General features: G+C 46.2%; 24 protein-coding genes. 15 read left to right on the forward strand and 9 right to left on the reverse strand.

Annotated elements, in window-relative coordinates:
- Positions 1-164: 164 nt before the first annotated feature.
- On the reverse strand, positions 165-1,142 hold the full coding sequence (locus QUA99_RS00100) for a carbohydrate kinase (protein ID WP_333234395.1): 978 nt from the start codon (positions 1,140-1,142) through the stop codon (positions 165-167).
- 176 nt (positions 1,143-1,318) lie between these two features.
- Positions 1,319-1,528, reverse strand: a complete 210-nt coding sequence (locus QUA99_RS00105; RefSeq protein ID WP_333234396.1) for a hypothetical protein — start codon at positions 1,526-1,528, stop codon at positions 1,319-1,321.
- Between the two features lie 60 nt (positions 1,529-1,588).
- Here QUA99_RS00105 and QUA99_RS00110 point away from each other — a divergent pair, with 60 nt between their 5' ends.
- The 8 genes from QUA99_RS00110 to QUA99_RS00145 all read left to right on the forward strand — a co-directional run bounded on the left by QUA99_RS00110 (position 1,589) and on the right by QUA99_RS00145 (position 7,248).
- Positions 1,589-1,864, forward strand: a complete 276-nt coding sequence (locus QUA99_RS00110; RefSeq protein ID WP_293251134.1) for a photosynthetic electron transport-dependent transcriptional regulator PedR — start codon at positions 1,589-1,591, stop codon at positions 1,862-1,864.
- Between the two features lie 34 nt (positions 1,865-1,898).
- Positions 1,899-2,180: a hypothetical protein gene (locus tag QUA99_RS00115; RefSeq protein WP_333234535.1), complete on the forward strand. Its 282-nt coding sequence runs from the start codon at positions 1,899-1,901 to the stop codon at positions 2,178-2,180.
- Between the two features lie 130 nt (positions 2,181-2,310).
- Entirely contained in the window at positions 2,311-3,588 is a 1,278-nt protein-coding gene (hisS, locus tag QUA99_RS00120; protein WP_333234397.1) for a histidine--tRNA ligase, read from the forward strand.
- A gap of 272 nt (positions 3,589-3,860) precedes the next feature.
- Positions 3,861-4,610 carry a Uma2 family endonuclease gene (locus QUA99_RS00125; RefSeq protein ID WP_333234398.1) on the forward strand — a complete coding sequence of 250 codons (750 nt, stop codon included), beginning with the start codon at positions 3,861-3,863 and terminating at the stop codon, positions 4,608-4,610.
- Positions 4,611-4,706: 96 nt separating this feature from the next.
- On the forward strand, positions 4,707-5,807 hold the full coding sequence (locus tag QUA99_RS00130; RefSeq protein ID WP_333234399.1) for a DNA cytosine methyltransferase: 1,101 nt from the start codon (positions 4,707-4,709) through the stop codon (positions 5,805-5,807).
- Between the two features lie 113 nt (positions 5,808-5,920).
- Positions 5,921-6,568 carry a hypothetical protein gene (locus QUA99_RS00135; RefSeq protein WP_333234400.1) on the forward strand — a complete coding sequence of 216 codons (648 nt, stop codon included), beginning with the start codon at positions 5,921-5,923 and terminating at the stop codon, positions 6,566-6,568.
- A gap of 117 nt (positions 6,569-6,685) precedes the next feature.
- Positions 6,686-6,910: a DUF433 domain-containing protein gene (locus QUA99_RS00140; RefSeq protein ID WP_333137150.1), complete on the forward strand. Its 225-nt coding sequence runs from the start codon at positions 6,686-6,688 to the stop codon at positions 6,908-6,910.
- A complete protein-coding gene (locus tag QUA99_RS00145) occupies positions 6,907-7,248 on the forward strand; it encodes a DUF5615 family PIN-like protein (RefSeq protein WP_333234401.1) in 342 nt (113 codons plus the stop codon). The genes QUA99_RS00140 and QUA99_RS00145 overlap by 4 nt, the downstream gene beginning before the upstream one ends.
- An 11-nt stretch (positions 7,249-7,259) precedes the next feature.
- Here QUA99_RS00145 and QUA99_RS00150 read toward each other — a convergent pair whose 3' ends face one another.
- Together QUA99_RS00150 and QUA99_RS00155 are read right to left on the reverse strand one after the other, a co-directional pair.
- On the reverse strand, positions 7,260-8,474 hold the full coding sequence (locus QUA99_RS00150; RefSeq protein ID WP_333234402.1) for a class I SAM-dependent methyltransferase: 1,215 nt from the start codon (positions 8,472-8,474) through the stop codon (positions 7,260-7,262).
- Positions 8,475-8,706: 232 nt separating this feature from the next.
- The gene (locus QUA99_RS00155; protein ID WP_333234403.1) at positions 8,707-9,891 is read right to left on the reverse strand and encodes an NAD(P)H-quinone oxidoreductase subunit H; all 1,185 of its coding nucleotides are present in this window, start codon (positions 9,889-9,891) and stop codon (positions 8,707-8,709) included.
- Positions 9,892-9,948: 57 nt separating this feature from the next.
- On the opposite strand from QUA99_RS00155, the gene rsmH reads away from it, so the two are divergent.
- The 3 genes from rsmH to QUA99_RS00170 all read left to right on the forward strand — a co-directional run bounded on the left by rsmH (position 9,949) and on the right by QUA99_RS00170 (position 14,016).
- Complete coding sequence (rsmH, locus tag QUA99_RS00160) at positions 9,949-10,851, forward strand: 16S rRNA (cytosine(1402)-N(4))-methyltransferase RsmH (RefSeq protein WP_333234404.1); 903 nt, start codon at positions 9,949-9,951, stop codon at positions 10,849-10,851.
- Positions 10,852-11,412: 561 nt separating this feature from the next.
- Entirely contained in the window at positions 11,413-13,086 is a 1,674-nt protein-coding gene (locus tag QUA99_RS00165; RefSeq protein WP_333234405.1) for a SpoIIE family protein phosphatase, read from the forward strand.
- A gap of 507 nt (positions 13,087-13,593) precedes the next feature.
- Positions 13,594-14,016, forward strand: coding sequence for an ATP-binding protein (locus tag QUA99_RS00170; protein WP_006633914.1), 423 nt, complete (start codon positions 13,594-13,596; stop codon positions 14,014-14,016).
- A 402-nt stretch (positions 14,017-14,418) separates the two neighbouring features.
- On the opposite strand, the gene QUA99_RS00175 is transcribed toward QUA99_RS00170, so the two are convergent.
- Positions 14,419-14,853 carry a nuclear transport factor 2 family protein gene (locus tag QUA99_RS00175; protein ID WP_333234406.1) on the reverse strand — a complete coding sequence of 145 codons (435 nt, stop codon included), beginning with the start codon at positions 14,851-14,853 and terminating at the stop codon, positions 14,419-14,421.
- A 17-nt stretch (positions 14,854-14,870) separates the two neighbouring features.
- On the opposite strand from QUA99_RS00175, the gene QUA99_RS00180 reads away from it, so the two are divergent.
- Positions 14,871-15,200, forward strand: coding sequence for a hypothetical protein (locus tag QUA99_RS00180; protein ID WP_333234407.1), 330 nt, complete (start codon positions 14,871-14,873; stop codon positions 15,198-15,200).
- Between the two features lie 149 nt (positions 15,201-15,349).
- Here the strand turns inward: QUA99_RS00180 and QUA99_RS00185 are convergent, their stop codons facing one another.
- Complete coding sequence (locus QUA99_RS00185; protein ID WP_333234408.1) at positions 15,350-16,312, reverse strand: orange carotenoid protein N-terminal domain-containing protein; 963 nt, start codon at positions 16,310-16,312, stop codon at positions 15,350-15,352.
- Positions 16,313-16,590: 278 nt separating this feature from the next.
- Here QUA99_RS00185 and queG point away from each other — a divergent pair, with 278 nt between their 5' ends.
- Both queG and QUA99_RS00195 read left to right on the forward strand, forming a co-directional pair.
- The gene (gene queG, locus QUA99_RS00190) at positions 16,591-17,526 is read left to right on the forward strand and encodes a tRNA epoxyqueuosine(34) reductase QueG (RefSeq protein ID WP_333234409.1); all 936 of its coding nucleotides are present in this window, start codon (positions 16,591-16,593) and stop codon (positions 17,524-17,526) included.
- Between the two features lie 419 nt (positions 17,527-17,945).
- Complete coding sequence (locus QUA99_RS00195) at positions 17,946-18,578, forward strand: HAD-IA family hydrolase (protein ID WP_333234410.1); 633 nt, start codon at positions 17,946-17,948, stop codon at positions 18,576-18,578.
- 33 nt (positions 18,579-18,611) lie between these two features.
- On the opposite strand, the gene QUA99_RS00200 is transcribed toward QUA99_RS00195, so the two are convergent.
- From QUA99_RS00200 to QUA99_RS00210, 3 genes are all read right to left on the reverse strand, one after another.
- The gene (locus QUA99_RS00200) at positions 18,612-18,824 is read right to left on the reverse strand and encodes a hypothetical protein (RefSeq protein ID WP_333234411.1); all 213 of its coding nucleotides are present in this window, start codon (positions 18,822-18,824) and stop codon (positions 18,612-18,614) included.
- A gap of 42 nt (positions 18,825-18,866) precedes the next feature.
- Complete coding sequence (locus tag QUA99_RS00205) at positions 18,867-19,694, reverse strand: SWIM zinc finger family protein (RefSeq protein WP_333234412.1); 828 nt, start codon at positions 19,692-19,694, stop codon at positions 18,867-18,869.
- Between the two features lie 138 nt (positions 19,695-19,832).
- Entirely contained in the window at positions 19,833-23,150 is a 3,318-nt protein-coding gene (locus QUA99_RS00210) for a DEAD/DEAH box helicase (protein WP_333234413.1), read from the reverse strand.
- Positions 23,151-23,503: 353 nt separating this feature from the next.
- Here QUA99_RS00210 and QUA99_RS00215 point away from each other — a divergent pair, with 353 nt between their 5' ends.
- A complete protein-coding gene (locus tag QUA99_RS00215; protein ID WP_333234414.1) occupies positions 23,504-25,657 on the forward strand; it encodes a polyribonucleotide nucleotidyltransferase in 2,154 nt (717 codons plus the stop codon).
- Positions 25,658-25,667: the final 10 nt, after the last annotated feature.

The following is a 25,667-nucleotide window of genomic DNA, read 5'->3' on the forward strand; positions in this document are numbered from 1 at the left end:
CTCTCAGCTAGGAGGAGAGTTTGTATAGTAGCGATTTCAAACGCCGAGTATTATCGAGGTTTTTTAAGGCTGATTTAGTATAAGAGTTATTTTTTTTTCGGATTAACCGGGTTTCTGAACCCAATTTAGCCCCCTCTCCGTTTCCGGGGGAGAGGTTCGGGGTGCTAATTTTTGTACAAATACAAGAAAGCTTCTACTTCAGCGGCGGTTGGTTGAGATCTAATTGCCCCGGGTTTCATCGCTGTCATCGCACCTACTGCACTGGCATAAGTTACAATTTTCTGGGCTATTTTTGGGTCGGCTAAATTCTTGATTCCATGCTTGCACAATTGGCCTACAAAACCAGCCAGAAATGCGTCGCCGGCACCTGTTGTATCCTCAACATCTACTGTAAAGGCGGGGATTTTTCCTTCATTTTCCGAGAGACAATAGGCGCAACCTTTCTCGCCCGCAGTCACCAAAATGCCTTCTACAGAATCGAGGCGGTAGGTAATAGCTCCAGCGTCGGTAGTTGCAAACAACCATTCGGCTTCTTCCTCAGATAACTTGACAAAATCAACTTTTTTTAAGATTTTTCTAATGCGCGCTTTTGCTTCGTCTGGATTTGGCCAAAACACTGGACGCCAATTGATGTCAAGTATAATTTTAACGTCGTACTGTTCTGCTAGTTCGAGCGCTCGGGCGATCGCCTCTCGACTTTCAGGATAAGCTAATTCTAAAGTGCCTAGCACTAAAAATTCGGCATTTTCAAACAGCACTTCGGGTAGTTTTGCAGCGAGGAGACGGGTGTCGGCAAAATCCCCAGTATTGAATTCGCCAAAACCGGCAAAATTTCGATCGCCGGCTTCATTCCGCAAGACATAAACTTGCCGCGTCGGCGCACTCGGATGCCGCTGCACTCCAGCGATATCAACCCCTACTTCTTGCAATACCTGCACTAGGGAATTCCCCAATTCATCCCCACCTACAGCACCGATAAATCCCGCCGCCGTCCCCAATTTAACCAAAGCACAGGCAACATTAGCAGGAGCACCGCCGGGATATGCCGTCCAAGATTCTACCTCTTCGAGAGATACTCCTGGTTTGTCTGCTAAACAATCAAATAAAAGTTCACCCAGACACAGAACGCGAGGATAAGTCATATCTATTTTAGATTTTAGATTTTAGATTTTAGACCAGCAGTAGACAGCTCAATAATTATTTTTAACCCATCCCAGAAAAATTGCAAGCTATTTTTTAATGGCTGCTCCTATAATATCAGACCGATCGATACTGGCACTTACTCCCTTAAGACTGAAGTATAGTGCGGGCGTATCAGTTAGTTGTTTGACGCGCAAACATCTACAGGTTGGGCCCGGATGTCCGATAGAGGCAGGTAAAGGCAGCATCCGACACCCGACGCACAAGCAGTGCGAGTGGCTGCGCGTCCTGCTGTGTCGGGGCTGGGTTTGCACTCCAGGCGATTCTGCAAGCGAGTTTGTGCTTTGCGCCCGAAAAAGTAGCACAGCAAATTTAATTTTGTCTTCATACTCGATCCCTCATCCTTTAGAATTGTAGATAGGTAAATATGCAGACATAGGAAAAATTTATGAGTGGGAGTGTCTCTGGGACCCCTGTCACGCTGTCGGACAGAGAATTGCAAGTGGTAGAGTTAGTAGCGGCCGGATTGACTAATGAGAAAATCGCCGAAAAGTTAGAGATTAGCAAGCGCACAGTTGACAACCACATTAGCAATATCTTGAACAAAACGCGCGCTGACAATCGAGTTACGCTTGTACGCTGGGCGTTGCAGTGGGGAAAGGTATGTTTGGACAATATTAACTGCTGCCCTCTACCGGGGCCGATCGATAAAGAAGTATCTTAAGTAGGAGTTATGGTTGGGGACAGGCAAAGAAATGATGCAAACGGCACAAGAAAAACAACTGGGCTATCAAATTCAATGCCACGGATTGCCGCTGGCGGTGTATCGCGAAGTGGCGGCCCATTTGCGTCAAGTTGAAGGGGTGGAAACCGGTTTAATTCCGCAGCAATCGCAGCGGTTTGATTACAGCGACAGCCAAGTTGGGGGTTTGTGGATACAGTATCCTGAAGGGTTCGATTTGGTCGGCCGCGAGCGAGTAGATCGCATTTTGGCTTATTATGGCGATCGTTACGGAGCGTGGGAATTATTAAGTCATTAGTTATTGGGAATTGGCAATAGTTAGCTGTTAACTGTTAACTGTTGACTGTTGACTAACAACTAATAACCGTTAACTAATAACTAATAACTACTGACTAATGACTACTGACTAATGACTACTGACTAACAAAATGAATGCAATTAAAACTTTACCGGGAACGCGGGATATTTTGCCCGCTGAGATTCAATATTGGCAAAATGTCGAAGAAGTCGCTAGAACAATTTTGAAAAAAGCGGCTTATCGAGAAATTCGGACGCCAATTTTTGAACAAACATCCTTATTTGAACGCGGCATCGGCGAAGCTACCGATGTCGTGGGCAAAGAAATGTACACTTTTAAAGATAAGGGCGATCGATCGACTACTTTGCGTCCAGAAGGCACCGCCGGAGTAGTCCGAGCTTTTATTCAAAACAGTTTGTACGCGGCGGGAGACGTGCAGCGTCTGTGGTATGCGGGGCCCATGTTTCGCTACGAACGCGCGCAAGAAGGAAGACAGCGGCAGTTTAATCAAATTGGCGTGGAAGTCTTGGGGAGTGCGAATCCTCGTGCGGATGTCGAAGTAATTGCGATCGCCTGCGACATCCTGCAAACCCTGGGTTTAAAAAATTTGCGCCTCGATATTAATTCTGTCGGAAATAAGGAAGACAGACAAAATTACCGACAAGCTTTGATAGATTATTTTACACCGCATAAAAACGAATTAGACGCTGATTCTCAAGACCGCTTGACTCGCAATCCGCTGCGGATTTTGGACAGCAAAAATCAGCGCACTCAAGAAATTGTAGCTGGTGCGCCGAGCATTTTAGAATATTTGGGCGAGGAATCGCGATCGCACTTCGAGCAAGTGCAGCTTATGCTCACAAATTTAGGAATTAGCTATCAGTTAAATCCCAGATTAGTGCGCGGTTTAGATTACTATACCTACACCGCATTTGAAATTATATCCGACGATTTGGGAGCGCAAGCAACAGTTTGCGGAGGCGGCCGCTACGACGGTTTAGTCAAGGAATTGGGCGGTCCAGATACGGCGGCAGTCGGTTGGGCAATGGGTATCGAAAGGTTGATTATCCTACTGCAAAAGTTGCAACCTTTGCCCGTTTCCAAGCAGGATTTTTATTTGGTATCGAGGGGTGAAAAAGCAGAACAGCAATCGGTATTGTTAGCTCAAAAATTGCGAAGTGCGGGGTTTAGTGTCGAAATAGATTTGAGCGGTAGTGCTTTCGGGAAACAGTTTAAAAGAGCAGACAGAAGCGGTGCTGTTGCGTGTTTAGTTTTGGGAGATGCGGAAGCTGAAAACGAGACGGTACAATTGAAGTGGTTGGCGAGCGGTGAACAAAGTGCGATCGGGCAATCAGAACTGCTAGCAATGACCACCGAACTACAGCAGAGGATCGTAGCTGCATATTAAGTCCGACAGGGAATGAATTCCCTGCCTCAAAGCGAAAGTCCTCTGAAGAGGACTAATTATTTTAACAGTCTTCTTCTCAGTCCTCTTAAGAGGACTTTCGCTATTAGCCAGGGGTTTCAACCCCTGGCGGACTGTCGGCTTAAGTCGTTACTAATTGGCTCTGCCCGGTAACGCATATCCAGAGGCTCTGCCTCGTCATTAAGCCATTAACATGAATCCCAAAAACCAAGAGATATAATTTAAACATTAAAACATTTAACCTCTGATAAACTATGTCTGTAGCAACTAAAAATCCTGAAACAAAACTCACAATCACCTGGCCGCTACTACCAGAAGATTTTCAACTACCAGACGACCCCGTGGAAGACGAAAGCCAACCATTATTAGCCGCCGCTTTGCGCCAGCCGCTAACAGCATTTCCTGAATTAATGCAGGATGCCTTAATTGTTTCCAACTTTGCCTTGTGTGCCGGCATAAGTTTCCCAGGTTCAACCAGTGACGAACAGCGCATTATTTGCAAAGCACCAGATTGGATGTACGTGAAACCCGTCAATCCCAAAAATGTCTCGCAAGTACGCCGCAGTTACACGCCACACACAGAAGGAACCATCCCCCAAATCGTGATGGAATTTCTTTCAGAAACCTATGGAGAAGAATACTCCGTTGAATTTACCTCGCGGGTGGGAAAGTGGTATTTTTACGAGCAAGTAATCAAAGTCCCCAGATACGTCATATTCCGAGCAAAAACAGCTCATTTAGAAGTTTACGCTTTAGAATCAGAGCACTACAACTTGCAAAAACCAGATGAAAATGGACGTTATTGGATACCGGGATTAGACTTGTTTTTAGGAATGTGGGAAGGAACGCACGAAGGGAGAACAGGCTGTTGGTTGAGGTGGTGGGATGCAGAAGGCGAGTTGTTGCTTTGGTCGGAAGAAAGAGCCGATCGCGAAAAACTCCGCGCTGAAAAATTGGCCGAAAAACTGCGTCAAGCCGGGATCGAGTTAGATGATGAAGAGTGAAATATCAATTGATGAGTCGAGTTCGATCGGGTTTTGGTATGATGACACTCTTGTGGTGCGGGCATCCAGTCTGCCCTTGGCTAACTTTACACTCCTATGTTAATCGAACGTCTCCAGCCGATCGCCTGGACAAAAAAACCGCGACTCATATCCTTATTTTCTGGTTGCGGCGGCATGGATTTGCCATTCCACCAAGCCGGATTTGAGGTAGTTTGGGCGATCGACTCCAATAAATACGCCTGCAAAACTTTCAGCAGAAACATTGCTGATGTCATCATCAACGACAGCATAGAAAATATAGACATTGCACAAGTTCCCGAAGCGGAAATATGTATAGGAGGGTTCCCCTGTCAAGATTTCTCCCTAATTTGGAAACGTCCCGGCCTTGAAGGAACCAGAGGCAATTTATATACATACTTTCTCGATTTTGTCAACAAAAAAAAGCCCAAAGCTTTTGTAGCAGAAAACGTCAAAGGCTTATTAAGCGCCAATAATTATCAAGCAATCAAACAAATAATTTCCGACTTTGAAAGTATAGCACCGGGTTATTTAGTTAAACCTAAACTTTACAACTTTGCCGATTACGGAGTTCCGCAATTTCGGCAAAGAGTGTTATTAGTTGGCATTCGGATGGATACAGGATTTAACTTTGTGCATCCTCAGCCAGAATACGGTATAAATCGCAAAAATCCTTATCGAACTGCGGGCGAAGCACTCAAAAATGTAGAAACAGTTATTGACAATAACAAACATCATAAAATTCAATCCCGCACCGTTGAAATTTTAAATCGAATTCAACCTGGAGGCAATTTTTCTGATATTCCCAAGGACAGTCCATACTATGTCAAAGGCATGATCAGTCACGTTTATCGGCGAATTCATCCAGATAAACCATCATCGACAATCATTGCTGGTGGAGGTGGCGGGACTTGGGGTTATCATTATTTAGAACCGCGTTCTTTGACAAATCGTGAAAGAGCAAGATTGCAAACATTTCCAGATGATTTTGTTTTTGAAGGTTCTACGACTGAAGTGCGGCGGCAGATTGGCAATGCAGTGCCGCCGCAGGGAATCGCTGCTGTTGTTGAGTCTTTGATTCCGTTATTTAAGGGGGATTATCCCAAAGTTTATTTATATGAAATGAGTAAAAAGTTGCAGGGGATGTCAATTCAGGAACGATTAAAATGGGCTGAATAAGAGGTGTCATAGCAGAGTTTGGAGTTAATTTCAAATGTGGCGGTAGATCGGAAGTTTAACATGAGCTGGCTCTGGGTTTACGATTAAATAAAATACATAAGGAGGGAAAGTCAATGATAAAGTTTGAGATAGGTCACTACACCGATTTTAAATTGCCCAGCAACTCAACTATTCCAGAGCAATTACAGCGAACACTTCAGACGGTTTGGGACAGAAAATATGACGATTTATACGAACGAGGTGGAAAGTGCAATGTAGAAGAAGCTTTTGTAGAAGTAATGACAGCCTTTGGAATGCCTAATGATGCAATATCCCATCAGCGATACGTCTATATGGCTTATGGAATAGCATTAGCCGCTAAACCGACTATTAAACATTACTTTCCTGAAGAACACAAAGCTGATATCGTTGAAGGAATTGTATCTTGTTGGCTGAAGGATAGTTGTGAAATCCCAGAAACTTGGGCTGATACGTTGTTTCCTAATATCAACAAAATCGGAAAATATCAAGCTAGTAACGAAGCTTATAATATCTTCTACGGCTTGCTGCAAACACTCAATACAAAAACAGCCTATAATGCCATCTTAGATATTCTGTATGATGCCATTACCGGCGATGCTATTTCTGGTTTTGCTGTGGCCAAACGAGATATGTTTAATTGGTGGTTGACCGAGGTGATTCCTGCTGCCTATTGTTTAAAGCTACCATCTACTTTATATTCTGGAAAATGGGAATTTCCGCCACTGAGTCAGTGCGCTTAAGTGATGACAAAAGTAATGGGTACAGCTTAATTAGTTAATAATCATGGGAATCCAGTTATTGACAATTACGATCGCTCTCATTCATACTATAACTAAGCGTTGTAGGAGCTAACTTTAATGTCGGAGCTATTCGCAAGAATCACGGTTAATCCTAGGCAGTGTGGCGGTCGCCCTTGCATTCGCGGCATGAGAATTCGGGTATCAGACGTACTGGACTTATTTGTGGCTGGTTTGAGTGCGGAACAAATACTAGAAGAAATGCCCGATCTTGAAGCTGACGATCTGAAAGCATCTCTTTTGTATGCTTCGCGCAAACTAAATCATCCGGTATTGGTTGCATGACAATAATTTGGGTAGATGCACATCTATCACCGGCGATCGCAACCTGGATTACAAACACATTTGGTGTCACAGCAGTAGGCTTGCGCGAGATTGGCTTGAGAGATGCCGAAGATCCTGAAATTTTTGAGGCATCGAGAGCGCAGGGAGTTATCGTAATGACTAAAGATAGTGACTTTGTTGATTTGGTCGATCGCCTTGGTTCACCGCCACAGATTATTTGGTTGACGTGCGGCAATACATCAAACGCTCGGTTGCGAGAGATTTTGAGTGCAACATTAGCTGAAGCTTTGGAGATATTGAAAGCAGGTGAACCACTGGTGGAGATTAGTGGAAATTAAACTTTTAATCACTAATCAGGCACCATCAAACCCTTCAGAATTCTCCCCTTTTCCTCCTCCGTCAACCCCTTCGACTGCACCAAAACCCCAAAACCCCCCAAACCCATCGGATCGATTAATTGATGCAAAGCCTCCCGGCGCCGCAAAAACGTTGCCACATCCAATACTTCCGCATCATTTGTAGACAGAGAAGCAATACGATCGCCCAAACCCAACGCCATCAAAAACAAAGCCTGCTGAGTAAACCCTACCACATCCAAACCGCACAATTCACCCTGCCTTTCCAGCGCCGTAAAATTAACATGAGCCGTTAAATCCTGCCGCCCCACATTAATATAAGGATTATTGTGATATCGGTGCAGATAATAACACTGTAGCGTCCCCTCCCTGCGCCTCGGATTGTAATAGCGGTGCGCCGGATAACCGTAATCAATAGTTAACAAATATCCCCGCTGCAACTTTTGAGCAACTGTACTCATCCAGTCCAAAGCCGCCAAATTCACCTCACTGCGATAACCATCCCCGTAAACACTCGCCGACAAATCGATGCCCACAAAATCAAAATGTTCGGCAATTTTAGGCGTGGAAACTTCGCCAATTACTTCAACAAAATTTATTTTTTTTTGTTCATTTTTTGGGGTTTCGCAGGCAACGTAAATCTCCCTAACTTGCCCTTCTTCTAGAATGAATTGATGCACGGGCAAAGCATCCACTAACTCATTAGAAAAGAAACAACCGATTATTGAATTATTAACTATCTCATCCCAATAGCACCACTTAACGCACTTGATATCACCTAACTTTTGGCGTTGTTCCGCTTGAAGTCTTGGCGAAATTTCAACAATTATGTATGTTAAAGTTTTAAATAAGTCGGGATGTTGCCGTTGCAGATATTGCAGTACATTTTCGGCAAAATTTCCCCGCCCAGCGCCCATTTCTACGACAGTAAAAGGATGAGGTTTGCCGAGAATTTGCCACATTTCCACAAACTGATCCGCCAAAACCTCCGCAAAATCAGCACCCCAATGAGGCGACGTGATAAAATCGCCTTGTTTGCCGATCGACTGGCGATCGCTATTATAGTAACCCTGCTGCGGATGATATAGTGCCAAATCCATATATTCAGCAAAAGTAATACGCTGCTGGGGACTGGCGGCAATTCTTTCGCAGATTAAATTGCACAGTTCCGGGTTGCTGTCATTGATATCTGATTTCTGGAATGTCATAATTTATCGAATCAAAGTTGATGTTATTTCATTTGTGAAGGAGAGATTTTTTTTATTAACCGCAGAGGGCGCAGAGGGCACAGAGGAAGAGAGAAGAGAGAAATCAGGTATATTTTAGCTACTTTAACAGCAAAATTAATCGATATCTATCCGCGTTGATCTGGGGTTCAAAAAAATCAACCCGGTTCCATAAAAAAACCGGGTTAATTTCTTAGATAAAAACCGACAAAACCTACCTGTCAACCGAGCCCATAATAATGTCGATACTCCCCAAAATTGCCACCAAATCTGCAATCTTCACGCCGCGAACAATGTGAGGCAAAATCTGCAAATTATTAAAATCCGCAGCCCGAATCTTCCAGCGCCAAGGAAACGTACTATCATCCCCGATAATATAAATCCCCAACTCACCCTTGCCGCTTTCAACGCGGACATAATGTTCGCCCTTGGGAATCTTAAAGGTCGGCGCTACTTTTTTGCCAATAAACTGATACTCAAAACCGTTCCACTCAGATTTTGGCCCGCTTTCTAAGCGCTTCGCTTCCAAATTCTCGTAAGGGCCGCCGGGGAGTCCTTTCAAGGCTTGATAGATAATCTTAACCGACTCGCGCATCTCCCGAATCCGCACTAAATACCGGGCCAAACAATCGCCAGCAGCTTCGGTACAAACTTCCCAGTCGAAGTCGTCATAACATTCGTAATGGTCAACTTTCCGCAAATCCCACTTCACGCCGGAACCGCGCAACATGGGGCCGGAAAGTCCCCAGTTAATCGCTTCTTCGCGAGAAATAGTACCCAGCCCTTCAATCCGGCGGCGGAAGATTGGATTGTTGGTAATTAAACGTTCGTACTCGTCAATTTTGGGAAGGAAGTAATCGCAGAAATCTTGGCACTTATCTACCCAACCGTAGGGCAAATCTGCGGCAACTCCGCCGATGCGGAAATAGTTATTATTCACCATTCGATAACCGGTCGCTGCTTCCCACAAGTCGAGAATTGGTTCGCGATCGCGCATAGTATAGAAGAAAGGAGTTTGCGCGCCTACATCCGCCAAAAACGGCCCTACCCACATCAAGTGGTTAGCAATCCGGTTCAACTCCAGCATAATTACCCGAATATAACTAGCCCGTTTGGGGACAGCAATATTTGCCAACTTTTCCGGTGCATTCACTGTCACCGCTTCGTTAAACATCCCCGCAGCGTAGTCCCAGCGGCTCACGTAGGGCACGTACATCACGTTGGTGCGGTTTTCGGCAATTTTTTCCATCCCCCGGTGCAGATAGCCCAAAACAGGCTCGCAGTCAACTATGTCTTCGCCGTCCAAGGTGACAATTAACCGGAGTACCCCGTGCATGGAAGGGTGGTGCGGCCCCATGTTGAGCACCATCGGTTCGGTTCTAGTCTCAATTCTTGACATAATTAAATGAATTAATGATTACTAGCTATTGTTGATTTTTGTTTCGCTTTATAGATTATGAAGGATATCGAGCTCTGTGAGAAGGATACCCCTGGATTAGATGTCAGTATTGACACCTATCACGTTCCAGTTTTGGGTCAAGAGTTAATTGCCGGTTTGGGTGTGCGTGCAGGCGGCCGCTATTTGGACGCGACCCTTGGGGGCGGCGGACACACGAGTTTGATTTTAGCGGCAGCGCCTGATGTTACAGTGGTGGCGATCGACCGCGACGAACAAGCCATCGGTTTTTGCCAAACCCGATTTGCCAACTCGCCCGTTGAGTTTTGGCACGGCAACTTTGCTGAATATCAGTCCGCAGAGGCAGAATTTGATGGTATCATAGCAGACTTGGGCGTCAGCTCTGCTCAGTTCGATACACCGGAACGAGGATTTAGTTTTCGCCACCCAGCTCAACTAGATATGCGTATGAACCAGCAGCAATCTTTGACGGCAGAAGAGATTATCAATCACTGGGAAGAAGTTAAACTAGCAGATATTATTTACAAGTACGGCGAGGAGCGACTGTCGCGGCGCATCGCGAGGCGGATTGTGCAAGGGCGTCCTTTTCAAACGACAACAGAACTTGCAGGGGCGATCGCCTCCTGCTTCCCCCCCAAGCAGCGCAACGGCAGAATTCATCCAGCCACCCGTACTTTCCAAGCTTTAAGGATAGCTGTCAACTCCGAACTCGCTTCTTTAGAAACTTTCCTCCACCTTGCGCCAAGGTGGTTAAAACCAGGTGGGAGAATCGGAATCATTACATTTCACAGTCTGGAAGACCGACCAGTCAAGCACCAACTCAGAGGAACACCCAGTTTGCAGGTACTTACAAAAAAGCCGATCGGGCCGCAATCCGAAGAAGTCGCTAGAAATCCCCGCTCTCGTTCTGCTAAGCTCAGACTGGCAGAAAGAATAACTTGATTCGGCAGTAGTCATATGCTTGCTGCAAAAAGTTCAGAGATTAGGGGGACTTGCATGCAGCAATCAAGTACGATTCGGCAAAGATCTAGGGAATAGCGCCAACAACCCACCGCTAACCCTCCGGGTACAGTGGGGCTTGAAATAGAGCCGGTTTTGACCACACTCAGGTAGCAATACAGGAGTTAGTAGTAAGTGTTAAAAATCACACGAGAGTGCGCAGCTAGTTAAAAACTCTGCAATCAGAGCATTAATTAGTCATTTTCGAGGCTGGTGTGTTTAGAAAAATACCGACTGCTCACACGGTCGTTGCTCCTATCAAAGCACGAAAGCTGACTCTGGAATTTTCCCTATTGAAGCGGCCTACCGAGGCGGGTTACAGTATCAAAAGCCTCTCATCTGTTGTGCGAACAGATGGTGCGAAAGGAATGCTCACCTTGAGGTAAAACGGGTTTCTTTAACTCAACTTGACGTAACTGATATGTTGCATATATCCAGCCCCCCTTTTCCTCCCGCCACCTTGCTGATTACAGCTATGGTGGGGGTTTTCAAGGGGGAAGAAAGATGAGTCGGGGAGATGGAAGCAAGCTGAAACTGATGGTAGTCGATGACGAACCCGACAACTTGGATTTATTGTACCGGACGTTTCGACGCGACTTTCAGGTTTACAAAGCAGATAGCGCCCTCAGCGCCCTGGAAGTTCTAGACGAACAGGGCGAGATGGCGGTGATTATATCTGACCAGCGGATGCCAGAAATGAATGGCACCGAGTTTTTGGGGAAAACAGTCGAGCGATTTCCCGATACGATTCGGATTCTGCTAACGGGATACACCGATGTTGAAGATTTGGTTGAGGCCATCAACTCAGGTCAAGTTTTCAAATACATCACCAAACCGTGGAATCCAGAAGAACTCAAATTGGTGATCAATCAAGCCTCAGAAACTTACAAATACTACAAGCAGCGCAGCGTTGCACTGCGTCGCGCTTTGCGCAAGGAATCTCTGTTCAATGAGGTCATGAGCGTGATTCGCGGGTCGCTAGATTACTCTAGTATGGTACAAACTATTGTTCAAACCGTAGGTCAAACTTTTGAGGCCAACTATTGTATGCTGCGGCCGGTAGAGGCCGATCGGCTATTGCCGAGTACCTTCCCCTACCAAGCCCAAACCTCTGAAGCCAGCAGCTTTTCTTTTGATGAAAATTTGCTGGTTCAAGCCGTAGCCAGCCGCCAAACTCAAGTCAACCCAAACAGTCGCGGGGACGGTAACTCGGTTGAGATTGCCGTGCCCCTGACATACCAGCAAGAATTGCTGGCGGTACTCGCACTGTGCCAGATTGGGGGCACGAACCCTTGGTCGGCAGAAGATATAGAGTTAATAGAAGGTGTAGCAGCTCAAGCTGCTCTGGCCCTGTCTCAAGCTAAGCTATACCAGCGCACTCTGGATTTAGCCAAGCAGATGCAAACCGAGTTGGAAGTGGCCCGCCAAATCCAAACAAACTTGTTGCGCCAAAGTTGGCCGGATTTTGAAACTGTCAGAGTGCAAGCTTGCTGCTATCCCGCGCGGGAAGTTGGCGGCGACTTTTTTGAAGTCTACGTCCACTCCCAAGGGGATATTTGGATCGCGGTGGGAGATGTTTCCGGTAAGGGAGTTCCGGCTGCTCTATTTATGGCCAGCGCGATTTCGGTGATGCGGCGGGAACTTTCCCAAGAAGTTTCTCCAGAGCCCGATCGAGTTATGCACAACATGAATAGCAGTATGTCTGACGACCTGATCGGCAACAACCATTTTATTACAATGGTTGTAGCTCGTTACACTCCGTCAACCGGACACCTGGCATTTGCTAATGCCGGTCACATTTACCCGATCGTTTGGTCTCACTCGGAGGTGAAAGCTCAAGCCGCTAGCGGTAAAACGCCAGCCGAGCCGAATTTCCTGAAAGCTCGCGGTATTCCCTTGGGGATACTGCCAGTTTGGAGGGGCAAAGCAGGTACGATCCAATTAAAGTCAGGAGATGTATTTCTGCTGACGAGTGACGGGATTACTGAAGCTAGCGTGACTACTGAAGCGGTCGCAGGAGGTGAACCCACCCGTTCTATGCTACAACAAGAAGGGCTTTGGCAACTCTTGATTCAAGAGCCTGGTTCCTTCAACTTGGACAATTTGTTGGCTCGCATCCGAGCTGACAATCCTGTTCAGGAAGACGACCAAACCATACTCTCTCTGGAGGTTCTCTGAATCTGTCAGCAACTCCCGACTGATAGTCGGGGGCGAGAGTCAAAAAACTCAAGCCCTGCTTGTTAACAGCCCGCAGAGTCCCGCAAAGGACTGCGTTATCGTCAACAGTCAAAAACAACAGTAAAAAAACCTAGCGCGCCATCGCGCTGCTAGTTTCCTGAATCGCTTTCCTGGGGGATTAAACACCTGTAAAGGGTTAAAGTAGAAGGCATTTGTCAGAAATAACCAACGCTTAAAAGCCAGGGATTGAAACAAAGATTTTTTATACTTCGCTGCTTGCAGTATCAGTATAATTATCGATTGTTAATGGGATTTAAACCCATAACTAAAGTTTTCAAATATACTCTTAACTTCTGCCTTCTACCGAATCACAATTGCCTGATGTTTAAACACAAAATGCTGCTATCCCCCGAGTAGCGACAAGTATTGAGGCCGAATCAATTCGGTGCGTCGTGTTTTATACCTGGTGTGAAGACACAGGGGTTTTCAAACTTACGGGATTTTTTTATGAATACTGAGCTTCATGTGCCAAGCGACTTGCGGTTTTTAACAATTGTTGAAAATTGGTTGCTGAGCAGTTTGGAAGTAGAGCTAGGAGAGCACGTCGATTGGCCTCGTCAGTCGAATCGTTTGCGCTTGGTGTTAGCAGAAGCCTATTCTAACGTGATCCGCCATGCTCACAAAGATCAACCCAATTTGCCCGTGTTAATTCGCTTGAATTTAAAAAATAGGGATATTGGTTTAGAAATTTGGGATTACGGTAAAGGTTACGAAATGGATACTTACAATCCCCCGAGGCCGGAAGCTAAACAGGAAAGCGGCTACGGCTGGCTGATTATGAGCAGACTTATGGATCGGGTGGACTACACTTTGCAAATAGACGGTCGCAACTGTCTGAAGTTAGAAGCTAGTTTGCCGGAAAAATCTTAATTAGTCATTAGTCATTAGTCATTGACAATGCACTTTTTGACTCGCTTTGGCTGTCTGTCGCACGGTGCGGTGACAGCCACTTTTCGTGCAGTATCGTCCCTCTCGCTTGAGACTGTAAGATGATTGTAGGGGTACAGTCCCATCGCCAAAATACCGCAGAAACCGGGTTTTTATACCGTTAGCGACGCTTCACCAGAGATTTGGATAAAAACCAGGTTTCTGCCGGAGTTGCGCCAAAATACCGCAGAAACCGGGTTTTTATACCGTTAGCGATGCTTTACCAGAGATTTGGGTAAAAAACCAGGTTTCTGCCGGAGTTGCGCCAAAATAATGATGGCTTTAGCGATTACGCGCGATCGACACATCAAACCAAAATAGACAATTAAAATGTGAAACAGCTTCTCAAACATCAAATTTCTTATGCGACCGCAGATTTAGCAATTCTTGGGGAGAAGCTAACAGCTTGACGGTGACAGAAAGGATTTGTTGGTGAGAATTGAACACGAACCGCCATCCGACATTAATACCAAATACGGATGTTTGCACCCGGCCGCTAACCTGAACTTCAACTTGGCCATCTTCTAAAACTTTGCTGACACCTTGCTGGGGTTGGATCTGCATTCCTCGCGCTTCTGTTTTTAGATAAGTGGCGATCGAGCTTTTACCGATAATTGGCTCCTCAAACGGCGCGTGCAGAACCCCGTCATCAGCAAACAAATTAGCAGTCGCTGCAAAATCGCCTGCGTTTAAAGTTTCAAAATATCGCTGTACCGCTGGGTTTGTGATGCCGGCAATATCTGTAGATCTAGTTAAAATAGGTCGAGTTGTTGCGGTCATAAAAGAAGTTAGTTCAGATGAATGAGTCTAATGTAATCATTCTCTTTGTCGCAGCAAATCCATCAAAAGATATAACTAGAGCCCGGAAAATAATTCTCCGAAAAAAGGAGGAACCGGAGAGCGTCGAGCGCAGCTTTGGGAGCGATCCGACAAAAATCAATACTACTTTCAAAAAATGCAAGTGTCAGCAAGCTGCAAACGGGAGCATCTCAATGAAAGCAGTTAAGCTAGAAATTGGAGTTTTAAGGCCCGAGGCCCGAGGCTGCGAGGCAGGAGGAAAGAGGAAGAAGGAAGGAGCCAGAAGAAGTGTTTTTACAAATATGAGATGCTCCCGCTGCAAACCCTGATGCCATCAGTCATTTCCAATCCTTCAATTCTTGAATCTAAAATCTAAAATCTAAAATCTAAAATCTAAAATCTAAAATGATATAAACCCAGACACCTGCTGGCATCTGGGTTTTTGTAGAGTCTATTTGACTGACCGAACCAGAATATCCTATTTGCGCATCAAATTGAGCAATTCTTTAGGAGATGCCAACAAGTCGATCGCCACAAAGAAAATTTGACCTTGGGGATCTAGCAAAAACCGCCACGCGATGTTCATGCCCACATTCGCGCCGAACCAGGGAGTTTCGACTTTGCCGGTGACTTTCACTTGGCGGTAGCCATCTTCTGCGGGTTCCGATACGCCTCGCTCGGGCATCATTTTCAGTCCGATGCACTCTTCCCGCATATAGTTGAGGATAGCTTCGCGACCGACGATCGGCTTTTGGAAAGGCGGTTGCAAGGCACCTTCTTCAGCAAATAAACCGACGGCGGGGGTGAAGTCGAAAGCGTTCATGTAGTCGATGTAGTTGAGGACAGTCTGCTCGCTGATACCCTCAATTTTGGTTTTCACCCGCTCTTCCAGAGCGGTGGGAGTGCTGCGGGGGGCCGAGCGTTTGCCGTACTCTTGGCTGAAATCGGGGTCGTAGCCCATGTGAACTACGGTGTTGCGAAGTACGGTAATTTGCTGGCCCGGATCTAGTTTCTTGATGGTTTCTAGAACTGTGGTGGCTTCGGGAGACAGTTGATAGCCTGCGGGGATCGGAGCGACAATGCCCTGTTTCATCAACTGTCCCAACTCGTACCAGAAACCGAGTTTGGTGTTGACGCGCAAGGAAGTGTAAATCCGCCCGATCGGGGTGTCGGCGTTGCTGGCTAGGTCAAACATGGTTTTGCTTTGCTCAGCCGGCGACATCTGCTTAATGTCGTTGAGGACGCCTTCGACAAGCGTCATGCTGGCTACTCCTGGGGCGGCGGCGGTGATGGAAACACCCATTTCTGTGTAGGCATACCAGAGCAGTGCCAGTTGGTCTTCAACGCTGAGTTTGTAGAACGCTTCCGTGGTAGCCGGAACAACGCTCGCCACCTCGGTGTTGGAAAAAATAGATTGAGCTGATTGAATACTAACTGCCATGTTTATTTTGTGAGATTTGTGGTTTTAGTGAGGTACTTGAGTTAGGGACTCTCAAGCTGCCTTGATTAAAATCATGTAACGTTTTGTTAACTTTTGCAAATATAAATTACATATAGCTTAGTTACAAAACTATAATCAAAGGCTGGGTCAATTGCGATCGGCGTCACTAGACGGTGCGCCGAATTAGTTGATTCACGAAGCCGATCTTTAAAATCGCTTTGCGTATCATATAAAATCAAAAGTGTCAATACAAAAGGCAAATATTTGCCTGGTGTCAAATGAAAGCGCCAATTAGCAGCATTTTGGTGAAGCAAAAAGGCCTGGAGTTGGGATTTCACAAAGTCGGGATAGCCCTGGTAGACGAGGGTCTTGACAAGGATGCACAAAGGTTGCAGGCATGGTTGGATAAAGGTTATCAGGCGGATATGGCATGGATGGCTAACCCGAAGCGGCAGGATATTCGCGCTTCAATGCCAGAGGTCAGGTCCTTAATATGTGTCGCCATCAATTACTACACGCCTCACCAACGCCCGGGCGGTTCTGAATATGCTAAAGTCTCCCGCTACGGCTGGGGACTAGATTACCACAAAATTCTGCACAAAAAACTGAAGGTTTTGGCAAATTGGCTGCGATCGCAAGGCGAGGGAATTGAAGCGCGGTATTATGCTGATACTGGCCCCATTCAGGATAAGGTGTGGGCGCAGCGGGCGGGGATTGGGTGGATTGCCAAAAATGGTAACGTAATTTCGCGGGATTACGGTTCTTGGGTGTTTTTGGGCGAAATCTTGACTAATTTGGAGTTAGCGCCGGATGCGGCCCATACGGAACATTGCGGTACTTGCACTCGCTGCATTGAGGCGTGTCCGACGGGGGCAATTACTGAGCCTTTTGTGGTGAATGCCGATCGGTGTATAGCTTATCACACGATCGAGAATCGAGCCGAAAAATTGCCCGACGAAATTGCATCTAATTTACAAGGTTGGGTAGCAGGTTGCGATATTTGTCAGGATGTTTGTCCTTGGAATCAGCGATTTGCGAAACCAACTGATGTTGCAGAGTTTGAGCCTTATCCTGAAAATATAGCGCCGACACTTGCAGAATTAGCCGACATCTCCGACGAAGAGTGGAACCGCCGATTTACAGCTTCGGCGTTGCGGCGCATTAAACCCGAAATGCTGCGGCGAAATGCTGATGCAAATCAAATTAATCATTAAAAGTTGAGATGTTCGCCCTTCGGGTGCGCTCATCAGCACCTTACCCTATACATAATAGCCGTAGGGTGCTTGTGGGCGCACCGAAAACCCATACATTATGGAGTAAATCATTCCTATCTAAAATCATTGGTGACAATTTAAGACTTAATTGCATTTGTCAATCAGTAATATTACTAAAAAAAACTGCTGTTTTAGGAGTGGAAAATTTACGATTTGAGAGGGAGTAGGTATAAATATCACCCTCGGCACGATCGCACCATCGTCCAAATCTCAGTTTTGGGCCCAAAATCCGAGTAAATGTTGAGCATAATTGCTGATTGACAAATGCTTTCTTAGCTTAACTTGTTACCAAAAATCTAAAATCTAAAATCTAAAATCTAAAATGGTATGATTCACAGTTCCTTATTTGCTATTGTCCAATGACCAAAGTAATTATTTTTGATTTTGACGGTACGTTAGCAGATACGATCGATATTCTTCTGAGCATAACCAACCGTTTGTCAGTTGAATTGGGCTTTAAGTCGGCAACAAAAGAGGAACTGGCTCAACTTAGCAATTTAAATTCTTGGCAAATTCTGATGTATTCGGGAATTTCCATCTTCAAATTCCCGCTGCTAATTAGGAAGCTGAAAGCAGAGTTGCGGAGGGAAATTCCAAATATTCATTTATTTTGCGGGATTAAAGAAGTTTTGTTAGAGTTAAAAAACAGCGGTTTTCAACTGGGTATTATTACCTCTAATTCTAGAGAGAATGTTTGGGATTCGCTTGAAAAAAATGGGTTGGAAGATACCTTTGATTTTATTTATTCAGGAACAACTTTTGGAAAACATAAAGTAATTAATCGGTGGTTAAATAAACAAAAAATTAATCCCGAACAAGTCGTTTATGTCGGAGATGAGATTAGAGATATAGAAGCAGCTAAAAAAACTAAAATTAAAGTAATTGCTGTCGGTTGGGGTTTTAATTCTCGGTCAGCTTTGGCGGCACACAATCCCGATTTTTTGATCGAACGCCCCCAGGAATTAATCGGAGTTATCAATAATCTGAAATGATTGTAATGTTGTTTGATGGAATGTTACAAAGCTTTAAGCATTAAAAACTTTGTGCGCGATCGGTTGAAAAGCTCGATCGATGCTGATATAAAAATTAATAGCAAGATTCCTTCGTTCACCAAATTGGAACAGCCTTATGTCAGCATTTGAGACTTTCTTAACTTTTAGCTTTGCTTCAATCTTCGCCGTAGCCACTTTGGCAACTTGGTTGCGCTTCACAAACCCGCCTTCTACTGCTAAACGCAATTAGAAATTGTAGCCCCAAGGGCTATAGCCCAACAAAAAAAGTTAATCTCCTTCGCCCCGTTTTAGTGCTGCTAAAACTGCTTGCTGGCTAACTGCCTGATAAATTTTGGCAAAATGCTGTTTTAGCGCCTCAGATGCGGGCGATGGTTTGCTAGCGGTTCCTTTTCCGTCAGTGGTAAGGGGAATTGGGCCTAAGATATCTAATACTGTTTCGCTGCTCGGTGGGGGTACAATTACTACTAGAGATGGTTCTAGCTGCTGATTGTATTCCCAAAAGCGATCGACCTTCGGCAATTTAGAATTCGCAGCGGGGGAATTTTCCCCGGAGTTGAGTTGTGAATTTTCGTCTCCTTGCGTACCTCGTCTTTGACGGAGTGCTGTCAAGATTTGCTCTTTTGTTCTGCCTCGCAATTGAAAGAGTACGAAGGGGTCTTCGCTGAAGCGATCGCCCAATAAGTAGTATACTGCACTGATGTGTTTGCAAGGGTTTTTGGGGTCAGGACAGGTACAGCGCGATCGAATATCTGACAAGCTTAACGGAAATAGCGTTTTGCCGGCGGCCGCAAATACATCCTCAATATTGTGCGGCATTTCTCCTGCTAGTAATTTAGCTGAAAAAACTGCTCTTTGCGACATATTTTCAATCACATAATCCCAATCTTCATCGCTCAATGTGTCGAGTCCTAAAGAAACTTGATAGGGTTTTGGATCGGTGCCTTGAACGATGGCAATTACTTCTCGATCCGGAAATTTTATGCTGAGAACTTTACCCTCGCGCGCGTATTGCCAGCCACGTTCTAAGCGCTTTTTGAAGCGGTAGGTATTGATTAAATCTAACCACTGTTGTGTCCACCATTCTCTGTCAATCATAAGCCGAAGGAAAAAGGAAGTTCTGCAACGGATGTAACGGATGTAACGGATGTAACGGATGGAAGTCCGAAGTCCGAAGTCCGAAGGTTTGTAGTGAGGACTAAAGTCCTCACGAGCAACGGAATAAAATTAAACACATTATTCTTCTTCCGTTTCTATAATAGCATTGCGATCGAGGATTAGTAAATTCCGAAGTTGGTCTGTATCTAGCTCGGTGAGCCAGTTTTCACCGGCGCTGACAACTTGTTCGGCTAGAGCTTTCTTGCTTTCGATCATATCGTGTATTTTCTCCTCTAACGTACCAGTGCAGACAAATTTGTGAACTTGCACATTGCGGGTTTGACCGATGCGAAATACGCGGTCAGTTGCCTGATTTTCTACTGCAGGATTCCACCATCTGTCATAGTGGAAAACGTGGGTTGCTCTGGTTAAGTTCAGGCCTGTGCCGCCAGCTTTTAAGGATAAAATCATAATCGGCGGGCCTTGGGGGTCGTGCTGGAAGCGATCGATCATTTCTTCCCGCTGCTGTTGCCGAATTCCTCCGTACAAGAACAAAACTTCTCGCCCTAAATGCTGTTCTAGATGCGGTTTCAGGAGTTTTCCCCATTCGGCAAACTGAGTAAAAATTAAAGCCCGATCGCCCTCAGCGAGCACCTCCTCTAACATTTCCACCAACCGCTGCAATTTCCCCGATTCCTGACTCTTAATCTCCAATTCTTTCGGCTTAGCTTCTGCTTTCACAAGAGCCGGATGGTTGCAAAGTTGCTTGAGTTTTACCAGCAAAGCCAGAATCATTCCCCTGCGCTGAATACCTTCGGCTGACTCTAATTCAGCTATTGACTCTTCGACTATTTTCTGATATAATACCGCCTGTTGAGCCGCCAGCCCACAAAATACAGTCATCTCCTGTTTTTCGGGCAAATCTTGGATGATTTCTTTGTCAGTTTTCAGGCGGCGGAGGATGAAAGGTCGAACGAGCGATCGCAAAGTCTGCAAAGATTCCCTATCTCCGTATTTCTCGATCGGAATTGCAAATCGGCGCTGAAAGAAATTGCGCGGCCCCAAATAGCCAGGATTGAGAAACTCCAAAATAGACCACAATTCTTGCAGTCTATTTTCCACCGGAGTTCCAGTCAGCGCGATTTTAAAAGATGCCTCGATTTTCCGCACCGCTTGCGACTGCTTAGCCTCGGAATTTTTAATATTTTGCGCTTCATCTAAAACCAATCCTTGCCATTTAATGCCTTGAAATTCCTTCGCATCGCGAAACACCAGGGCGTAACTGGTAATTATTAAATCCTTTCGTTTAATTTCAGCCGCAAATGCTTTGCCTTTAGCGCGTTTGTCTCCGTGGTGAACTAACACTTTTAGCGTCGGGCCAAATTTCTTGACTTCGCGCTCCCAATTGCCCAATACCGATGTCGGACAAACCAGTAATGTTGGCGCTTCCAGAGCATCTTGTTCCTGTAAGTGCACGAGGAAAGCAATTAGCTCGATCGTCTTCCCTAATCCCATATCGTCCGCGAGACAAGCACCCAAACCCCAGCGTTCTAAGAATGCTAACCAGCCTGCTCCTAGGGCTTGATAAGGTCGCAATTGTCCTCGGAAACTAGCCGGAGTTGCGATCGCACTTACCGCTTGATTATCGCTCAAAGTATTCAACAATTCCTGAAGTTGACCCGTAGCCTCAAAATTCACCACAGGCAATTTCTCGATAGTCTGAGAATCGCCCGACGCCAGACGCAAAGCATCTTCCAAAGAAAGAGTCATTTGCTCTTTGCGGCTGGCAAAAAAAGTTTGAGCCGCTTTCACATCCGGCGCGCGCAACTCCACCCACTCGCCGTTAATTTCCACCAAAGGCGAATTCAACGCGATCAATCTGTCAAATTCTGCCTTAGAAATGCGCTGTCCGCCGATCGTCAATTCCCACTTAAAATTTAGCAGACTTTGCAATCCCAACCCACCTTTCGCCGGATTCACCTTCGGAGTTTCCGCTTGAATGCTCAAACCCAAACGACTCGCCCAACCATCCGTCTTTGTCAAACTCGGCGGCAAAACTACGCCCAACCCGCTATCAGCAAACCGCCAAGCTACAGACTTAATAAACTCGTAAGCTTGCAGCGGATTTAATTGGCAAGATTGAGGCCGCTGTGCTTGCAAACTCGGTTCAATTAACGGATAAAGTTTCGAGGCTAAACCCAAGCCGCTGAGCAAAGTTTCTTGAGGCAATTCTATTGTCCGCCCCGCATAAGCCAAACGCTCGACAGAGTTGTTCCAAACAGTTGTCGCATCTACCAAAAATTCCGTTTCATCTGCTGCTTGCAAGCAATAATTTAAACTCCAGTTGGCTTTACCGGGCGCTGGCGGTATGAGTTGAAAGCAAGTGCGAAATTGACTTTGTTGAGATAGTTGGTTTTGCAGCGGTGCAGTCCAAGCACTCAGCTTGTTTCCCAAGTTTTCCAAGGCTGCTGATTCTACTTGCACAATCCCAGATTCCTGCTGCAAAGCTTGCAGCCACTCGCGGGTTGGAGAAACTGTTTTGATGTCTAAAGTAGAGCTACCAGCCGTTAGCGCAGCCCTCGAAGAGGATCGCACTTGACTATCTACTATACTGCTCAAAAAGCCTAACACCAATTCCTCCGCCCCCATCGGCAAATCCACCGCTAAAGGCGATTGACTGGATTCTTCTTCCTTTTCCCCTCTGCCTTCTGCCTTCTTCCTTCTGCCTTCTTCCTTCTTCTGATATGTTCGGCAAGCAGTTGGCATTTGCTTGACAAAAGTGGCGAGGCGGAGTGTGTCTGTAGAACTGTCTAACAACGGTTGCCATTTGGCAATAGCAGAACCGTCGGACTGTTTCTCCAATCCAGGCAAAAATTTGCATCTTGCCAACAAATCCAAACTCCACCTAGCAATATGAGACCAAAAACGCAAATCTGAGCCGACAAAAGAGTCTGGTTCCGTGCTGTTAAGCGGTAGTGATTGCAAGAAAACAAAAGCTGCTTGAGGGTTGAGAAAATAACCCTCGACTTGCCAGGGATAAAGGTAAATTTCCTCCGTTTTAGCGGGTTCCTCAAGTGCTGCTGCTGAGTGCTGCGGCATCAGACTTGCGTTCGATTCTGAGATTTGGGTGGGAAGTGCGATCGCCCGAATTTGCCTTTGAATTGAGGAGTTTTGGGCGGGAATTTCTGCTGCGTTTTGAGTTTTGGGCGACCGCCTAGTTTTTTTGCTTGTTTCCGGTGCAGTTGCGGCGGTTTCCGGTAATTGCCAGTTGAGTTTTCCCGACTGCTGCAAGGAAGTTAGGAAAGTTTTCAATTCAGCTTCGCTCATTGCCAATGGATGGGGAATATTTATCGATTCAACAATGTCTGTCGCCCCTATTTTTCGCCAAGTTTCTCCCCAGATAAATAAGCCGTTTTTTTCGCAGTCGAGCAGCCAAGTGCCGTGTAAAATTGCCATTTTATTGAACCCTGATAACTTGATTATTTGCAAGATTTACTACAGCAATCTTGTTTGATTTGTAAAAAAGTTTTTTTAACGAATCTGAAAATTACTCAATAGTCAACTGACAACTGACAACAGTCAACTGACAACTGACAAATGAAAATTTATCCTACCATCTATTTCAGATATTGGGCGAGCGATCGCCCCATACCTGAAAAATAAAAGAGTATAAATGCTTACAATCGAGACGCCGACAGTCGATCGACACCGAATTATCCCTGTCTTTTAGTCGCTGACTCTCAAACCTCCTGTGGTAATGTTACGATCCCGACAGAGAAAGAATGTGGTAGATAAGGAAGCAGTGCTACATGGTAGAGATAGACAAGTCAATATCCTTCGATGGACGGGATATTAGACTGAAGATTGGTTTACTAGCGCCTCAAGCAGGCGGTGCAGTTTTGATTCAGTCGGGTGACACGGCGGTTTTAGTGACGGCAACTCGATCGCAGGGGAGAGAGGGAATTGATTTCCTGCCCCTGTTGGTGGATTACGAAGAGAGACTATACGCTGGCGGTAAAATTCCCGGTGGATTTTTGCGCCGGGAAGGGCGTCCCCCGGAAAAAGTGACTCTCACGGGTCGTTTGATCGATCGACCGCTGCGCCCGCTATTTCCAAGCTGGCTGCGAGATGACATCCAAGTTGTAGCCACAACGCTGTCGATGGACGAACAAGTGCCGCCGGACGTTTTGGCGGTGACGGGGGCTTCGGTGGCCATACTGCTGGGGAAAATGCCGTTTTACGGGCCGATGGCGGCGGTGCGAGTCGGTTTGGTAGGGGACGATTTCATCATCAACCCAACCTACAGCGAAATCAGAGAAGGCGAGTTGGATCTCGTGGTAGCGGGTTCTCCTGACGGAGTAATCATGGTAGAAGCCGGCGCCAACCAGTTGCCGGAACAGGATATCATCGAGGCGATCGACTTCGGCTACGAAGCAGCCTGTGACTTGATTCAAGCCCAGCGCGAAATTATGGCGGAATTGGGCATCGATTTGGTGGTAGAGGAACGGCCATCGCAAGATTCGGCCCTGGAAACCTTCATTCGCGATCGCGCCCAAGAACCCATCCGCATCATTTTGTCAAGATTTGAAAAAGACAAAACAATACGGAATGCAGCATTGGACGAAGTTAAGGCAAATGCAGTCGAAGCTGCGATCGCCGAACTCCCGGAAGAGGACCCGGTAAAACTAGCCGCCACCGCCAACAGCAAGGCGATCGGCAACGTTTTCAAAGACGTTACCAAAAAAATGATGCGGAAGCAGATCCTCGAAGATGGCATCCGCGTAGACGGCCGCAAGCTAGACGAGGTGCGACCCGTTTCTTGTCGCGTAGGCGTGCTGCCGTCGCGAGTACACGGCTGTGCGTTGTTTAATCGGGGGTTGACCCAAGTCTTGTCCGCAGCTACCCTGGGAACCCCGGGCGATGCCCAAGACTTAGGAGACGACTTGCACCCGCAGCAAGACAAACGCTACTTGCATCACTACAATTTCCCGCCGTTTTCCGTGGGAGAAACCAAGCCGATGCGATCGCCCGGACGCCGAGAAATCGGTCACGGAGCCCTGGCAGAACGCGCTTTGCTGCCCGTTTTGCCATCCAAAGAAGATTTCCCCTACGTGATTCGCGTAGTTTCAGAAATTCTTTCTTCCGACGGTTCCACCTCAATGGGTTCAGTTTGCGCCTCAACGCTAGCATTAATGGATGCAGGCGTTCCCCTTTCCCAACCCGTCAGCGGCGCGGCAATGGGCTTAATTAAAGAAGGCGATGAAGTCCGAATTTTGACTGACATTCAGGCAATTGAAGACTTTTTAGGCGACATGGACTTCAAAGTAGCCGGTACCGACACCGGCATTACTGCTTTGCAAATGGACATGAAAATCAAAGGTTTATCCTTAGATGTGATTGCCACTGCCATCCGCCAAGCCAAACCGGCCAGACTGCACATTTTAGAAAGAATGCTGTCAACGATCGACACTCCCCGCAAGGAAATGTCGCCGTTTGCACCGCGTTTGCTAACCCTGAAAATCGATCCGGAATTTATCGGTTTGGTAATTGGGCCCGGTGGCAAAACGATCAAAGCCATCACCGAAGAAACCGGTGTCAAAATAGACATCGAAGACGACGGAACCGTGACAATTGCTGGCAACGACAGCGAAAAAGCTCAGCGGGCTTACAACATTGTCCAAGGCATGACGCGCAAGTTAAATGCAGGAGATGTATATGTCGGCCGGGTAACTCGAATTATTCCGATCGGCGCTTTTGTGGAAATTTTGCCCGGAAAAGAAGGCATGATTCACATTTCCCAGTTAGCAGACTACCGCGTTGGCAAAGTGGAAGACGAGTTAGCTGTGAACGATGAAGTGATTGTCAAAGTGCGAGAAATTGACAATAAAGGTCGAATTAACTTGACCCGCTTGAATATTCATCCCGACGAAGCGGTAGCCGCCCGCGAAGCGCTGAATAAATAGTTGAGAGTTG

This window comes from Microcoleus sp. F10-B2 (assembly GCF_036704965.1).
Classification (GTDB): domain Bacteria; phylum Cyanobacteriota; class Cyanobacteriia; order Cyanobacteriales; family Microcoleaceae; genus Microcoleus.